The sequence below is a fragment of the Erwinia rhapontici genome, assembly GCF_012271765.1.
GTDB lineage: Bacteria > Pseudomonadota > Gammaproteobacteria > Enterobacterales > Enterobacteriaceae > Erwinia > Erwinia rhapontici.
In genome coordinates, this window is sequence record NZ_VRKO01000013.1 from 337529 (window position 1) to 351622 (window position 14094).

A 14094-nucleotide genomic window follows, 5' to 3' on the forward strand; every position below is an offset into this window, starting at 1 on the left:
TGGGGGATTGTAGTCTTCTCGTACCGCTGTTTCCGGTTCGACCCATTCGCCATGTTGCGTAACGGCAAAAGCCGTAAAGGCAGGTTTATACATAATTAACTTCGGAATCAATGAAAATGCCAGCGAGAGCTGCTGGCATTAATATCGGATAGGGCTGTTTATTTAACACGCACTACATCTATTTTCTTGGTCTTCCTCTTCCATTTGGCTCAGAGACTTCACTCAGGCCATAACAATAATAACCTTCTTTCTGTTCTTCTTTCGCCAGATAGCTTAATGTGTAAAATAATTCATTAAAACGATGGTCATTTTGATAATTGAATTTACCCTGACCATTAACCGGGTAATTGTTAGCCGACGGGGCACAGATATGGACATATCCTTGCCCCAAGGTCATGTATAACCAGAGCTGTAATACATCTTGTGCTATCGGGTAATACTTCTGATGCAAATGGCCATTCAGATAAAACATAGCATGATAATGGATCCCATGTAGCTCAGTTCTCTCCATCACCCAGCTGTAACCAACAATATCACTGGTATCGATAAGCCGCTCGGATAACATATACATATCCCGAAAAGACCAGTCATTTATTCTTTGCTCAAATAAAGAAGTTCCCTTTATGTAAAAGAAATCCATTCTGAACGTAAGAAGTCTGGCGTATTTGTTTCTCAATGATTCTGCATGTGAATGCAGATGAGATAACAATACAGGGTTTACTGGGTATTTACCATTGACGCTTGACATAATGAATCCTCTTTTAGCTTTTCTCTCATGTCATTGTGCAATTATGTTAAGCAATACATATTCCTGAATTCGGTTAGGCTATATATTCATAGCTGGAGGCTGGTTTAATGTACTAATGTCTGTTGCAAGTGTAATCAGTAACTATCATCAATTTAGTTGAATTGTTAATACAGGTCAGTTAGCTTTAATAGGATTGGTTGCATTATGGGGGTTAATATTATTAATGGGATTTACGTGGTTGGGGTAGCTAAAAGAAGTGACATGCTTAACAGGGTTTATAACACTAATAATACTAATTAACCCAAATTGGAATTGTTAGTTGATTCAATGAGGGTTTTATTGTTAATGTGTTTTCAGTGGTGTTTGTGTTACTCACCACGGGATTCGTTAATTCTCTCTTTAAACCAAATGATTACTTCGCTTTCTAGCCAGCGAGAACTACGCCCCATTTTAATTGGTTTCGGGAACTTTCCTTCCTGAATCAATTTATAAAACCATTTATCAGTCATACCTGAATAAGATGTAATGAAAGTCATATCAATCAATTGGTCTTCAAGTAGATTGCTCATGAGTATGATCCTGTATCAAACAATGGTAGGAGCGATGAGTTCAGTCTATGGAGATCAACCAACCTCATTGCAGTTCATCTCATTGGTCTAGAATGTAAAAAAATACTCACCAAGTTCTTTTGGATGTATACCCGAGCAAAGATGTGATACATTACAAGTAGTTTTTTTGCATAAGAACATGTGCCAATGGCATTCGTGTCAAGGATGAGGTTCAAGTAGTGAAAGCCCGTCATAGTGGGTATTAGATTGTAACTTGTTCTTTTTTTTAATAGTAACTTGTATTTTTTTGGGTGGGCTATGTTTAAAGATGACCTGAAAATGATTAAATTGGCTAAGAGCGATCTATCGATGCCATCCAATTCTTTAATATTGCATGATAAACTATTAAAAGGGTTTGACTTTATTTCTTCTAAGTATTCTTTGTCGAGTCTTTTGGATAAGGGTACTTATCTAACAGCAGATGAAATTTTTTCTAGAATTGTTAATTCGAGTGAGCCTTACAAGACTTTAGATATCTTAAGGTTTGAGGTTTCGAAGGAATTGAAAAAGAAGGAGGTTTTTTACCAAAAGGTGATGGCAGCACACAAGAAAAGATTGAAGATAAATCCAGAGTTAGCAGTTATTAAGGTTTCTTTTTCTTTGAAGGGACATTGTCCGCAACAACCTCATGACTTTTGTGAGAGATTACAAAATCACTTGAAGGATTTTTTTAATAAGATGCGTGGACGAGTTTTACTTAACAGAATCGGAGGTTATTTTTGGGTAATGTTGAGGGATGTAAGAAGAGGATTACCTTACTTTCACGTTTGCTTTTATGTTAATAATAAATTTTTTAATGCAAAGTTAGGAGTGGAAATTGAAGATTTATGGATGAAATGTACAAAACAACAAGGTGAAATGAAACACTTTACGTTTAACAAACATTACGGAAATTATGGCATGGCCTCTTCAGTTCATCGTGGGGCAGGGTATGAATTTTTTATGAAGAGCAAGGATGTTCCAAACATAAGGAAAATTATTTTTGAAAATGACTATTCTGAAAGTTTTGTTTCTGATTTCATGAAAATATCTATAAATGTTGAGATAAAAGAGTTTGAAAGGTATGTGTTTGCTCTTTCGTTAGAGATGTTTTCTTTTGTGGAAGGTATGAGGGATTTTTACACTCGGCTGGGTAAATGCTCCGAAAATTTCAAATCTCCACGTTTAGACTCGAAAAAATATGATTCAAATGATAAAAAAGGGGAAGTAAAAGGAAAGATTGTCCGTGCGTATGGTTTATCAATTTTCTAAATAACTCTGAAGCGCTTAACTGATATTTATACCTTAAAGATTGGTTAGCTTTAAATCTATGTAGCGTTTCAATTATATAAATTAATCTGCTGGCGGATTTTTTAATTTATCCTCCATATCCCTCCATGTAGTTCAAAAGCAATCTAAAAAATAATTACTCCTGACTTACATACATAAACTTATTAAGATAAAAATAATTACTATAATCAATGCGGGTTCTTATTTTAGATATATTTAATGGTTGAGATGTGGAAATAAATAAAACACAAACCTATATAACCATTATGAGGCGTAGAACATAGTTTTAATCTGTAGCTTATCATCAAGCTGATGCTCACTCATTGAATGTAAATCCTTATTTTATAACTGCTTATTATGACATTCTGCAAGGGCGTTGAGAGATAGCATAATATTCTGTTTTTTTATTATCGGCCACTTTGTGGCCGTTTTCTTTCTGCCTTACAACGACCGTGTATTTATGCGGCCATAACCGTGCATTTGTGTCTGGTAGTGTGTATTTGAAAAGATCATCTGCTAAGTCAATGGCTTTAGGGCAGCCTGACTTCAGGTGGCGGGCATTTGTTAGTAGGAATTCAACTCGGGGAAATCACTTATTAATGTCTGCGGAAGATAGAAAATACGATCGTATGGCCGCACGACTGGCGATTATCATCAGTCGGTTGTTTATGGGGGAGCAGCTGTCAGTGCATGCGCTGTCGCAGGAGTTTATGGTGTCGGAACGAACGCTCAGGCGAGATTTCAGGGAGCGGCTGAGCTGCCTGTCACTGGATTACCGTCAAGGGGCCTGGTCGTTATCGGGCCTGAATGAGGGGGTGCGCACTGACCGGGATATCCTGCACTTTGCCCGTGTCACCAGTACGGACCAGCTATTTCCTGTCATGGACAGAAAGCTCATTTCGGTGCTCACGGATAACAGCATTGAGTCCCCATTTATCGTCTGGCAGGTGCCCCCGGAGCGCAAGCCCACTCATGCAGGCAGCTTCTGGCGCATCACGCAGGCCATTGTGGACAGAGCGCTATTAGATGTTACCACTGCCGGGCAACTGTACCGGTGGTTTGCCCCTTACCGGCTGGTTTTCTTTGACAGCACTTGGTATCTGGTGGGTGAACATGACCAGCAGATTCAGGTGTACGTGCTGAGCGATATTTCGGGCGTGTCACCTACCCACCAAAAATTTCTGCGCAGGCGGTTCGTCGATGAGCTGCTCGCAAATGCGGACTTCATTAACTCACTCCCTCACTTTCAGTACGTCAGGAATGTGCTGACGGACACCGCCACGCCCCGTTCTGCTTGAGCGATGCCAAACCACACACAACACAATACAACCCTGAGGCACTATGTTTTTGATGATTACCGGCCTGATATGGTTTGCCACCGGTGCCGCGCTGTACCGCTCGGAACGTAAGCCCGATCCTGACACGCGTTTTGACCGCAGTACCCGCGCTGAGGCTGCGGGGCTGGCACTGCTGTGGCCGCTGGTGCTATGCATCATGCTGCTGTATGGCGTAGCCCGCAGGGTTCACCAGCTTATCCGCAATAAATCACACTGAGCGGTTTACACCGCAACTTCCCATTGATGAGGTCTTAAATGAAATACAAGGTACTGCTTGTGCTGGCAATTCTGCTGCTGTGCGCCTGTGAGGACGAAGATCCCGACATACGCATAGAAACGTACAACCGGGTAAATCAGTTTATAAATCTTCCGTATGTCAGCGTCAGCGTGGCCGCGTTGGTTGATGATATTGAAATTGAAAACATCATCGTAAACCGGGGTAACTGCAGGATGGAAAATCAGTGCTTCAGGGGGCTGAATAACGGAATGACGAAAATACCTAAACGCCTGAAATATGGCGAGGTTGTAACACTGGACTTCTCAGGGCCCTGTAAAGCCGCTCAGGTGGAGGTGGTGACCAGCAGGGGTAGCTGGTCACAGTCTTATCAGTAACCGGATCCATTCCTGCCATTCACTCTGTACACCAGAAAGATTTGTTAATACTGCGTATTAACAGCCTTTATAAACCTCCCATCCGTAAGGTTTCCCTCCTTAAGGGATTTTAACCATATTATTCATCTCCATTATTTTTATTAAAAAAACATCCCACCAAACAGGGCAGGCTGCTATTAGCCTGCTTTTTTTATTGAAAGGAAAAAAATGGAAAATATCGCATTCCCTCTCCCACTCACATCACACCGCACGATAAAACGCGCCCTGACGCTGCTGGAAAATCATCTGCGAGAACCGGGCGTGGCCTTTACGTCAACACCCTTTTCGCGCGACTGGATCCGACTCCAATTAGCCAGCCAGGAACGAGAGCTGTTCATGGTGTTGCTGCTCGACAACCAGAACCGGCTGCTTGCACATGAGACACTGTTTAAAGGCACGATAAGCAGCACGGTGGTTTATCCACGCGAAGTGGTTAAAGTGGCGCTGCAACATAACGCGGCAGCGGTGATTCTTGCTCACAACCATCCATCTGGTTTTGCTGAACCAAGTGATGCCGACAGGAATATCACCGAGCGTCTGAAAAAGGCGCTCACGCTGGTAGAGGTGCGACTGCTGGATCATCTCGTCGTCGGTAGCAAAGAGATCGTGTCGTTTGCTGAACGCAATTGGCTATAGCGGGAGAATATGATGAACAAGCGCGAATGGGGGTTGAAATGCTACATCGCACCGCACTTTGGTGCCAGGCTTGTGCAGGAAGGCAACCGACTGCACTACCTGGCCGACAGAGCCGGAATAACCGGTGAACTCAGCGAAGAGCAAATCGACCGTCTCAATCAGTCGTTCCCGCCAATGATCGGCATGCTGGAACATCTGCTGACCACCGGCGAACTCAATCCCAGCCAGCAGCATTGCGTCACGATTTATCACAACGGGCTGACCTGTGAAGCCGATACCCTCGGTTCACACGGCTACGTCTATATCGCGATTTACCCGACACCCCAGTAAAACTTACTAACGGAAGACCACTATGCCAACCTCAGCAATTCATCCGGGGCGGGCGGCATCGTGCTGCCTGTCACCCGTAGCGCACTGGCGAACACTGCTTGTCTACCTGCTGGAAAAGCACTTCGGACTGGAGTTAACCGATACGCCGTTTTGCAGCGAGTCAGTCATCCTACAACACATTGAGGCAGGTGTTACCCTGCCAGATGCCATCAATTTCCTGGTGGAAAAATATGAACTGGTGCGCATTGATACCAGCAGTGATACCTATTCTAGGCCAGAAATCTTTTTGACTGCAGCCGATATCCTGAAGGCAAGTCACGCGACCGGATTAACGCAGCGAAAACTCATCTAAGTCTTGTGTAGCGCTTTCCAGATTTACCTTTCTGCAATTCTCTCCTTTATCTGACAACGCATAATGCCCCTGCCATCACCGGCAGGGGCATGTGCTTATATGGAATTTTTTACGATGCAAACAGAACCTGAAGTGATTACCGAAAACACTGACCTGATTAACTCGACCAATATTGAACGCATCGTCACCGGACGTGATGCAGCACTAGTACAGATAGAAAAGTTGATTCAGCAGCTCAACGCCATTTCTCAGCTCACTGCCGGTATCGGTGGCGGCAACGCTGCCGACTGGGCGATGAAATCGGGGCATCGCTATGATTGCTGGCTGATGGAAAAGCCGGAGAAAGCGATGCCAGTGATCACCCGCAATATTGACCGCAGCCTGTGGCGCGATCTGATGCTGAAATCCGGCATGCTCTCGCTAATGGATGCTCAGGCACGCGACCAGTGGCATCAGAACTTAGAAGATGGTAATCTCCCGATAATCAGTGAAGCGAATATTCTTACCACTTATGAGCAGTTGCATCAGAGTAAAGCTGAAGTATTTGAGCGGGGCATCATTAACGTATTCAAAGGGCTGTCATGGGATTTCAAAATCAATAGCCCATGCTTTTTCGGCAAGAAGATCATCATCAACAATCTCGTGACGCACAACCGCTGGGGCTACAGTCTCACGTGGGGATTTCGTCGCGACCAGTTGGCAGATCTGGAACGGATGCTGTTTTTACTGGATGGCAAAGCGATACCCGATAATCGTGCTGATATCTCCATCAACCTCATGAATCACATCCGCGATAACCCCGGCAAAGATGTTTATGATGATACGTACTTCACCATCCGCTACTTTCAAAAGGGCACTGCGCATCTTACCTTCAAGCGCCCCGAGTTAGTGGAGAAGATGAACGACATCATTGCTAAGCATTATCCGGGGATGTTGGCGTCCAGATAGCCAGGCGATACAATAGCTGCTGCATGAGGTATTAACCCGCTTAGCAGATTCAATCAGTAAAACCACGCAAAACAATGTGTTGGTATAATCGTTGGTATAAATTTTTTCGAACACGATTTTATGATTTTTAGTCAATAGGTTAGGGTGTTAATTTGAATCCTGTAGGGCGTACCAATATTTTTCAATGACTTAGGCTGTTCTCAAGCCTGCCTGATTCTCTCCCTGTGTCGTATTTGTGTCGTCATGCGCCAAAAGCGCGTCAATTTTTCGTGCACATTCGCCGGTGGTTCGGCTTCAGTTGAGCATATCTCCGCACCATTGACTCTCAGCCCTCCATTTCCAGCAACACAGAAAGCCGAACTCCAGACTGAAAAAGCTAACCTGCCCACGTGTATCTCAAGTCTTGAAACCTGAAGCTTGCAATGTCTGATCTTTTCCGTGCGCCGTGTCATGCAACTCACTAAAGCGATTGCAAATTATTTAGCGTCATATTCTTTACGCTTTTGCTTCAGGTAGGCAGATAGCCAGGAGAGGAAGTCGATCAAGGTAGGAGGATAATCAGCGCAGTCACCATGCCGTTTTTCAGTGATGATATTCATTGCCGTTACGGCGAGATCATTTGTTGGGAATTCTTTTAAAAACTGATCAATCTCACTGACCAGTGCATCATCAATACCGCCAAAATATTCAATTGAAGAATTCACTACTTCTGGGTAATTCTCTCCATAAGCATCAGCGTCATCACCCAGGAAAACAGAAAAGTACGTTTTAATGTTTTTATAATGATTCATGTTATTTGATTCTCGGGTTAGCCGTGAGAATGTACCAGGGTTTTCTATTATATTGTTTTTGACGATAAAAATAGTAACTTAGTTGTTTAAAAATTCGCTGACTAGCTAAACCCAAGTTAGCGGGGTGTCACGCCATATTCATAAGCATATTTTGGCTGATCGAAGTCAGGTTCTGGTCCGTCAGTTCCACTTATATCTGTCAGCCACAACCTCACCTTGTACAGAACAGGTACAAGGCTGCCAGCGCCATAATATTCACTATCACACTGATGAAGAAGTACGTTTTAAACGGTTGTTTTTGCGTTTTATGGCGAAAGAGTTGTTGGCCGAGAATGGCGCCAGGCCAGCCACCGACAACACCCAATATCAGCAAGGTGGACTCAGGGACTCTGCGCCAGGCTTTGCGGGCCGCCATTTTGTCCATGCCATAAACCATTAGCGTCAGCGCGCTGGCGAGCAGGGCCCACGTTATAAAGGGATGTAGAGAGAACGCACTGCCCGCAGCAGCCAGAATCAGAATAAAATAACAAAAGCGATTGAGGGTCATACCATTAGCCACTGCGGCACTCAGCCAGAAAAGAGGTGCACTATACCCGATTCAGGTCTTCGGGTCGTGGACGGCTGAGTGCCTGATACCACGGACACAGCATGATAGAAAAGCCCATACAGCCTCTTTTCTTCCTCAGCTCACGGTACCGACAATACGTAAATCCACTTCATCAGGCACTTCGTTATAGGAAAGCACATGCAGACCTGCAGCAAACAGGCGGCTGTAGCGGGCGATGAGTGGGCGCAGCTGTGGCGTCACCAACAGCACTGACGTCAGATTCTGTGCTTTCAACTGCTCCAGCACCACTGGCAGCGTCGATTGCAGCTGGGTGAGAATATTGGGGTCCACCGGGAAGCTGTCCAGACTCACTTTTCCGGCCTGTTGTGCCTGGTTCAGTGAACCCAGCAGCAGGTTCTCCAGCTGGTTATCCAGCGTATAGGCAGAGAGCGGTTTACTGTCTGGCGCGATAGCCGCCACCATTGCCCGGCGCAGCGCAAAGCGCACGTCGGAGGCCAGCAGAATGGCATCCTTGGTGACCGCAGCACTCTCAACCAGCGTTGTGGCAATGGTGGCGATGTCCTTCAGCGACACCTGATCCTGTAGCAGCAGGCGATACACCTTCAACTGCTGGCTGAAATTCAGCGCACTGTTCAGATCGTCTGCCAGTTTAGGGGCCACCCCAGCCAGGCGCAGGTTCAGCTGAGTAATATCGTCATAGTTAAACAGTTCGGGTAAATGTTCACGTGTCACCCGGTTAATATGCGTGGCGATGACACTGGCGCAGTCAACCACTTGATAGCCCAGGTTCAGCGCCTGGGGCTTCATGTCCGGGGTGATCCAGGTGACAGCCATACCGTACGTCGGATCGGTATCCAGAACCCCATCTATTTCACCGTACTGTTCAGCGCCGGGGATGGCCATCAGACGATCGGGATGCACTTCACCGACCGCCGTGCGAACGCCATTCACCTTAATGGCATACTGTGCGGGCTTCAGACGGAAATCTTCGCGGATAGAGATTTCCGGCAGGAGTACCCCACTGGTTTCCGAGACAACCTGGCGTACCCCACGCACGCGCTGGGTCAGTAAGTTGCCTTTCGCTTTATCGACCAGCGTGACCAGTTTATAACCGAGGTTCAGCCCCAGTGGTTCAATCATGGGAATGCTTTGCCAGCAGATATTAATACTGTCGCTGTCTTCCAGTGCGTTGCTTAATGCCGCCATATCTTGCTCATGTCTGGCGGGTTTCTCGACCTGTCGGCTTTGACGCCAGGCCGTAAACAGCAGTAACGCGGTGAAGACCAGGAAGACCAGATGTGGCATCCCTGGAACCACGGCCAGCACAAACATCACAAAGGCAGCGGTATAAAGGGTACCGGGTTTCGCCAGCAGCTGACGTTGAATGTCATCCGAAATACCCGCACTGTCATCGTCGCTGACGCGGGTGACGATAATGGCGGCGGCGGTCGCCAGCAGCAGGGAAGGGATCTGCGCCACCAGACCATCACCGATAGTGAGGAGAACGTACTGATCGAAGGCCTGTCCGGCATCCAGATTATATTTGAAGATACCGATCAGAATACCGCCGACCACGTTGATCAGCAGGATCATAATCCCGGCTATCGCATCGCCGCGTACAAACTTGGAGGCACCGTCCATGGCACCGTAGAAGTCGGCCTCACTGGCAACGTCTTTGCGGCGTGCTCGCGCCTGTTCCTGCGTAATCAACCCGGCATTCATATCCGCATCGATCGCCATCTGCTTGCCGGGCAGGGCGTCCAGGGTGAAACGTGCCGAGACTTCGGAAATACGCTCCGCCCCCTTGGTCACCACCACGAAGTTGATCGTCAGTTCCGTATCGAAAGAGGAGCGAAGGGAAATTGTTGCCCATCTGAACGGTGTGTCTATTTTTGATGGCGGGGCCTTCAGTCCTGTCAACGATCCCGCTTCTGGCGGAGGCCCTCTGCCACTCATCTCTTCTGTACCTGCTATGGCTGATGCAGAGAGAGAATTGGACGCGCAGACCCCCCCTCAGCCTGAGGCGCTGGAAACCGTCTTGTCGCGTTCGGATCAGGAGTTAAATGAACTTAGCGAGGCCATTGCACGCATCACCGCGGAATTAAACGCACAGGGAAATTTGTCGCTGGAAAAAGTGCCGCAGGGGCTGCGCATTTTGCTGCAGGATGATGAAGACCGGATGATGTTCCCGCGCGGTAGTGCAAAGATAACGCCTTTCTTTACTCGCTTGTTGAGTGAACTGGCACCGGTATTCAATCGTATTGATAACCAGGTGATCATCAACGGACACACGGATTCAGCGACCTATCCTGAGAGCGCGGGATATAACAACTGGAATCTGTCCGGTGACCGTGCACTGGCCGCCAGAAGTGTATTAGAAAAAGGTGGCCTTGAAATACAGCGGGTCATTCAGGTTAACGCGATGGCCGATCGCATGCTGCTGGTCCCTGACGATCCCCTGTCTGCACGCAATCGGCGCATTGAAATTATGGTTCTGACCCAGGCTGCTTCCGACACGTTATATCAATTTTACGGTCAGCATGGCGTAAAAGTGGTGAAGCCAATAGTTGATCGCCTGCATTAGTTTTCACATGCTTCTTCGATCCCCGCATGGGGTAATCGGGTGGTATTGTGCCCACTTTTTTGCTGACCTGGCATCGTTCCTGCCAGACATTGATTCAGACGCTGTCTGGCCCCTTGTTTGTCACGACAAACAAGGGGATCATTCATCATCCCGCATTTGACCTGAGTTCGCTAAATGTTAATCACCACCGATGCAGCAAGGACGTTTAATACGGACAGCCGTCTTGCCTGCACCCTGGCCGCCGTCGCCGGGGCGCTGAACACCGCCGCTTTTGAAAGTGTGGGTTTTTTTGCCGCCAATATGACAGGGAACATCTCTTCACTGTCCGATCACCTGGCGAAAATCAACTTCAGTGCAGGCATCTTCTTTCTGGCTATCGTATTCCTGTTTATCGCGGGATCCGTGTGCTCAACGCTGATCATTAATGCGGGCCGCAGGCGGGGCATCAGTACCATCTATGCGGTAAATATCTTTATTGAAGGCCTGGCTCTGATGGCGCTGGGGGCAGCAGAGATCGGACTGACGCTGGCCTCTCCGGGCGCGTTGCTGGTCCTCAGCCTGAGTTTCCTGATGGGGCTGCAGAATGCGGTGGTGACACGCATTTCCAACGCGCGTGTCAGAACAACGCATGTGTCGGGAACGGCAACGGATATCGGCATCGAGCTGGCGATGCTGTTTGATGTTCTGCGGCGTAAAGAGTCACCTCAGAATGCCCCTCTCTATATGGAACGCCTGCGTCTGCATTTTTATACGGTGATGGCATTTCTTATCGGCGGTGTGGCCGGTATCTGGCTGTTCCACTGGCTGGGGTATTTTTTCCTGATAGTTATCGGCATGGGGCTTCTCTTACTGGCGATGAACACGATGTTCAGCAAACGGCTGTCGCCGGCACAGGGCAGTTAACCTGCGCTGTGCCGTCAGACAACGGGCCGTCACACCCTGATCCTGGCGGCCCGTTTTGCAGGCGCTTATCAGCGAGCCAGACGCCACCGTGTTAATCCCTTTCCTGCCAGATAGGCCAGCGCACTGCACAGCAGATAATAGATGACGCCAACAAACAGAAAGATCTCTGCAGGGTAGATCTGCACCCGATTGTTAACCTGTCCGGCAACCGTTGTGAGTTCAGGGACGTTCACAATAAATGCCAGCGATGTGTCCTTCAGCAGCGAAATCAGTAACCCCAGGTATGAGGGCAGCAGATTTGGCCACGCCTGCGGCAGAAGAATCACGGTGAGGATTTTTATTTTACTGAAGCCTGACGCAACTCCTGCTTCTGTCTGCCCGGCGGGCAGAGATTCCAGCCCGGCCAGCGTTGAGTGCATGACCGCCGCTGAGGTAAACCATGCCAGCGCAATAATCACCGTCAGCGGGCCGGGGATTGAACCGCCAAACACCACCGGCAGCAGAAAGTAGAGCCAGAAAATAACAAAAATCAGCGGGATGCCTCGGATAAAGGAGGCCCAGAGAAACAGCGCTCTGCGCGTCCAGCCGCCGTAGCGCCAGGCCAGCGTAGCCATCAGCACACCCAGCAACAGCGCCAGAAAACCGGCAGAGACGGCCATAATTAACGTCAGTAATACGCCGCCCGGTTCACCTTCCGCCACTCTTCCCCACAGCATGTAGCCAGCATTATCGTGCAGTACTGAGTAGTCAAATTCCATCTTTTGAACGCTCCGACAGGGCGGGTTCCACCCGTTTTGGTTGATGGCGCGGCGGGCGTTTAGGGCCGATCACGGTTAACAGTCCACCCAAAATAAGGCCAAGTAACAGATACAGTGCGGTGCCCACCGCAAAGCCTTCAAAGGCGTGCGCGTTGTAGCTTTCAATACGGCTGACCTGATAGGTCAGTTCGGAAAAGCCAATACCGGTTGCCAGCGAGGAGAGCTTCATCAGGTTCAGATATTGCCCGGCGACAGGTTGCCAGGCATTGGTCAGCGCCTGGGGCAACAAAATGTCCCACAGCAGCGTCCAGCGGCTGAAGCCTTGTGAAATCGCTGCCTCGCGCTGGCCTTTTGGCACGGAGTTGAGCCCGGCCTGAACCTCTTCCACTAAAAATGCCGCCGTGAACAGCCCCAGCCCCCAGACAACGCAGAGAAACTCCGGCGTCAGCCAGCTGATATCGCCAGGAAACGTTGCCCAGGGATGAATATCCCCGATGTAAAAACGCCAGTTCTGCGGCAGCGCGCCCCAGGCGGCGAAATACCAGAACAACAGCTGTACCAGCAGCGGTGTATTACGAAACAGGGAAACAAATACCGACACCGCGCCCTGGGCGATCCGCGATGGGCTCAGACGCATGGCCAGCAGCAGCACCACCAACAGTGTGCTGAACAGGCTGGCAATCAGACTGACGTAAAAGGTGGTTAAAAAACCGGAGATAATCCATTGCAGAGGCTGCCCGGTCAGCACGCCTGCCCAGTCGGGCTGCCAGTTCACAGGCCCACCTGCGATTCAGGATGCAGTGGGAACAACACTTTCTGCAGAAAACGCTTGGCGCGCGGGTGGTTGGGACGGGTAAAGAAATCTTCCGGTTTGGCCTGCTCCAGAATTTCACCGCCGTCCATAAAGATCACCCGGTCAGCGATTTCGCGGGCAAAGCTCATTTCATGGGTCACCACAATCATCGTGATACCGCTGCGTGCCAGTTCGCGCATCACCAGCAGCACCTCTCCGATCATCTCCGGGTCAAGTGCCGAGGTCGGTTCATCAAACAGAATGATGTTCGGGTCAGTCGCCAGCGCCCGGGCAATCGCCACGCGCTGCTGCTGGCCGCCGGAGAGCTGCTCAGGATAATGCTGTGCTTTATCGGCCAGGCCGACGCGCGTCAGTAAGGCCAACGCTTTTGCCCGTGCCTCCGTTTTCTTCCAGCCGTGTACTTTGATCAGCGCCAGGCTGACATTGTCCTGTGCGGTCAGATGGGCGTAGAGGTTGAACTGCTGAAACACAAAACCAATATGTGTTCTCAGTTGCTGAAGTGCTGCCCCTTTCAGTCCACGCGTTGGCTTACCGTCAATCAGGATCTCGCCATCGCTCACGGTTTCCAACTGGTTAATCAGGCGGATCAGCGTCGACTTACCGGAACCTGACGGGCCACAAACGGCAACGACTTCACCGCTGGTTACGCTGAGATCGACCGTGGTGATCACCTGATGGTGACCAAACGACTTACTGACCTGGCGGAATTCGACGGCGGTACTTTGTCCCGGCGATGAATGTGAAAAAACCGCAGACGCCGCTGCGGTTGATACATTTTCTTGCTGCATGTGTGATAC

At 48.7% G+C, this 14094-nt stretch carries 17 protein-coding genes and 2 pseudogenes; 10 read left to right on the forward strand and 9 right to left on the reverse strand.

All coding sequences use genetic code 11. The features are described from left to right. Positions 1-178: 178 nt before the first annotated feature. Both FVB43_RS12625 and FVB43_RS12630 read right to left on the reverse strand, forming a co-directional pair. Positions 179-748 carry a YagK/YfjJ domain-containing protein gene (locus FVB43_RS12625; protein ID WP_167864095.1) on the reverse strand — a complete coding sequence of 190 codons (570 nt, stop codon included), beginning with the start codon at positions 746-748 and terminating at the stop codon, positions 179-181. A gap of 368 nt (positions 749-1116) precedes the next feature. Continuing rightward, a complete protein-coding gene (locus FVB43_RS12630; protein ID WP_167864096.1) occupies positions 1117-1317 on the reverse strand; it encodes a helix-turn-helix transcriptional regulator in 201 nt (66 codons plus the stop codon). 297 nt (positions 1318-1614) lie between these two features. Here FVB43_RS12630 and FVB43_RS12635 point away from each other — a divergent pair, with 297 nt between their 5' ends. The 8 genes from FVB43_RS12635 to FVB43_RS12670 all read left to right on the forward strand — a co-directional run bounded on the left by FVB43_RS12635 (position 1615) and on the right by FVB43_RS12670 (position 6879). After that, positions 1615-2607, forward strand: a complete 993-nt coding sequence (locus tag FVB43_RS12635; protein ID WP_167864097.1) for a hypothetical protein — start codon at positions 1615-1617, stop codon at positions 2605-2607. A 617-nt stretch (positions 2608-3224) separates the two neighbouring features. Continuing rightward, positions 3225-3923 (forward strand): WYL domain-containing protein, encoded by a 699-nt coding sequence (locus FVB43_RS12640; protein ID WP_167864098.1) that lies wholly within the window; start codon positions 3225-3227, stop codon positions 3921-3923. Between the two features lie 43 nt (positions 3924-3966). Then, the gene (locus tag FVB43_RS12645; protein ID WP_167864099.1) at positions 3967-4179 is read left to right on the forward strand and encodes a hypothetical protein; all 213 of its coding nucleotides are present in this window, start codon (positions 3967-3969) and stop codon (positions 4177-4179) included. 38 nt (positions 4180-4217) lie between these two features. Further along, positions 4218-4574, forward strand: coding sequence for a hypothetical protein (locus FVB43_RS12650; RefSeq protein WP_167864100.1), 357 nt, complete (start codon positions 4218-4220; stop codon positions 4572-4574). Positions 4575-4781: 207 nt separating this feature from the next. After that, a complete protein-coding gene (gene radC / locus FVB43_RS12655) occupies positions 4782-5249 on the forward strand; it encodes a RadC family protein (protein WP_167864101.1) in 468 nt (155 codons plus the stop codon). 12 nt (positions 5250-5261) lie between these two features. Beyond that, positions 5262-5579: a type IV toxin-antitoxin system YeeU family antitoxin gene (locus FVB43_RS12660; protein WP_167864102.1), complete on the forward strand. Its 318-nt coding sequence runs from the start codon at positions 5262-5264 to the stop codon at positions 5577-5579. A 22-nt stretch (positions 5580-5601) separates the two neighbouring features. Next, complete coding sequence (locus FVB43_RS12665; protein WP_167864103.1) at positions 5602-5931, forward strand: TA system toxin CbtA family protein; 330 nt, start codon at positions 5602-5604, stop codon at positions 5929-5931. A 114-nt stretch (positions 5932-6045) separates the two neighbouring features. Beyond that, on the forward strand, positions 6046-6879 hold the full coding sequence (locus FVB43_RS12670) for a DUF4942 domain-containing protein (protein WP_167864160.1): 834 nt from the start codon (positions 6046-6048) through the stop codon (positions 6877-6879). 189 nt (positions 6880-7068) lie between these two features. Here the strand turns inward: FVB43_RS12670 and FVB43_RS24645 are convergent. The 4 genes and pseudogenes from FVB43_RS24645 to FVB43_RS12685 all read right to left on the reverse strand — a co-directional run. Further along, positions 7069-7303, reverse strand: a pseudogene (locus tag FVB43_RS24645) (integrase); the annotation flags it as partial. A 52-nt stretch (positions 7304-7355) separates the two neighbouring features. Beyond that, positions 7356-7670 carry a hypothetical protein gene (locus FVB43_RS12675; protein ID WP_133845699.1) on the reverse strand — a complete coding sequence of 105 codons (315 nt, stop codon included), beginning with the start codon at positions 7668-7670 and terminating at the stop codon, positions 7356-7358. 211 nt (positions 7671-7881) lie between these two features. Continuing rightward, positions 7882-8217, reverse strand: a complete 336-nt coding sequence (locus FVB43_RS12680; protein WP_133845698.1) for a DUF1294 domain-containing protein — start codon at positions 8215-8217, stop codon at positions 7882-7884. A gap of 135 nt (positions 8218-8352) precedes the next feature. Continuing rightward, positions 8353-10071, reverse strand: a pseudogene (locus FVB43_RS12685) (flagellar biosynthesis protein FlhA); the annotation flags it as partial. On the opposite strand from FVB43_RS12685, the gene FVB43_RS12690 reads away from it, so the two are divergent. Then, the gene (locus FVB43_RS12690; RefSeq protein ID WP_238337076.1) at positions 10004-10822 is read left to right on the forward strand and encodes an OmpA family protein; all 819 of its coding nucleotides are present in this window, start codon (positions 10004-10006) and stop codon (positions 10820-10822) included. The pseudogene FVB43_RS12685 and the gene FVB43_RS12690 sit on opposite strands and share 68 nt — an antisense overlap. A gap of 174 nt (positions 10823-10996) precedes the next feature. Then, entirely contained in the window at positions 10997-11725 is a 729-nt protein-coding gene (locus tag FVB43_RS12695; protein WP_133845695.1) for a YoaK family protein, read from the forward strand. Positions 11726-11793: 68 nt separating this feature from the next. Here FVB43_RS12695 and FVB43_RS12700 read toward each other — a convergent pair whose 3' ends face one another. Genes FVB43_RS12700 through FVB43_RS12710 form a run of 3 tightly spaced genes read right to left on the reverse strand, consistent with a single transcriptional unit; the run spans position 11794 to position 14085 of the window. Then, positions 11794-12483, reverse strand: coding sequence for an amino acid ABC transporter permease (locus FVB43_RS12700; protein ID WP_133845694.1), 690 nt, complete (start codon positions 12481-12483; stop codon positions 11794-11796). Then, complete coding sequence (locus tag FVB43_RS12705) at positions 12473-13258, reverse strand: amino acid ABC transporter permease (RefSeq protein WP_133845693.1); 786 nt, start codon at positions 13256-13258, stop codon at positions 12473-12475. The genes FVB43_RS12700 and FVB43_RS12705 overlap by 11 nt, the downstream gene beginning before the upstream one ends. Continuing rightward, positions 13255-14085: an amino acid ABC transporter ATP-binding protein gene (locus FVB43_RS12710; protein ID WP_133845692.1), complete on the reverse strand. Its 831-nt coding sequence runs from the start codon at positions 14083-14085 to the stop codon at positions 13255-13257. The genes FVB43_RS12705 and FVB43_RS12710 overlap by 4 nt, the downstream gene beginning before the upstream one ends. Positions 14086-14094: the final 9 nt, after the last annotated feature.

Excerpts from the sequence above, each read along its gene's own strand:
- FVB43_RS12625 (WP_167864095.1), bottom strand. The coding sequence starts at position 748 with ATGTCAAGCGTCAATGGTAAATACCCAGTAAACCCTGTATTGTTATCT.
- FVB43_RS12630 (WP_167864096.1), bottom strand. The coding sequence starts at position 1,317 with ATGAGCAATCTACTTGAAGACCAATTGATTGATATGACTTTCATTACA.
- FVB43_RS12635 (WP_167864097.1), top strand. The coding sequence starts at position 1,615 with ATGTTTAAAGATGACCTGAAAATGATTAAATTGGCTAAGAGCGATCTA.
- FVB43_RS12640 (WP_167864098.1), top strand. The coding sequence starts at position 3,225 with ATGTCTGCGGAAGATAGAAAATACGATCGTATGGCCGCACGACTGGCG.
- FVB43_RS12645 (WP_167864099.1), top strand. The coding sequence starts at position 3,967 with ATGTTTTTGATGATTACCGGCCTGATATGGTTTGCCACCGGTGCCGCG.
- FVB43_RS12650 (WP_167864100.1), top strand. The coding sequence starts at position 4,218 with ATGAAATACAAGGTACTGCTTGTGCTGGCAATTCTGCTGCTGTGCGCC.
- radC (WP_167864101.1), top strand. The coding sequence starts at position 4,782 with ATGGAAAATATCGCATTCCCTCTCCCACTCACATCACACCGCACGATA.
- FVB43_RS12660 (WP_167864102.1), top strand. The coding sequence starts at position 5,262 with ATGAACAAGCGCGAATGGGGGTTGAAATGCTACATCGCACCGCACTTT.
- FVB43_RS12665 (WP_167864103.1), top strand. The coding sequence starts at position 5,602 with ATGCCAACCTCAGCAATTCATCCGGGGCGGGCGGCATCGTGCTGCCTG.
- FVB43_RS12670 (WP_167864160.1), top strand. The coding sequence starts at position 6,046 with ATGCAAACAGAACCTGAAGTGATTACCGAAAACACTGACCTGATTAAC.
- FVB43_RS12675 (WP_133845699.1), bottom strand. The coding sequence starts at position 7,670 with ATGAATCATTATAAAAACATTAAAACGTACTTTTCTGTTTTCCTGGGT.
- FVB43_RS12680 (WP_133845698.1), bottom strand. The coding sequence starts at position 8,217 with ATGACCCTCAATCGCTTTTGTTATTTTATTCTGATTCTGGCTGCTGCG.
- FVB43_RS12695 (WP_133845695.1), top strand. The coding sequence starts at position 10,997 with ATGTTAATCACCACCGATGCAGCAAGGACGTTTAATACGGACAGCCGT.
- FVB43_RS12700 (WP_133845694.1), bottom strand. The coding sequence starts at position 12,483 with ATGGAATTTGACTACTCAGTACTGCACGATAATGCTGGCTACATGCTG.
- FVB43_RS12710 (WP_133845692.1), bottom strand. The coding sequence starts at position 14,085 with ATGCAGCAAGAAAATGTATCAACCGCAGCGGCGTCTGCGGTTTTTTCA.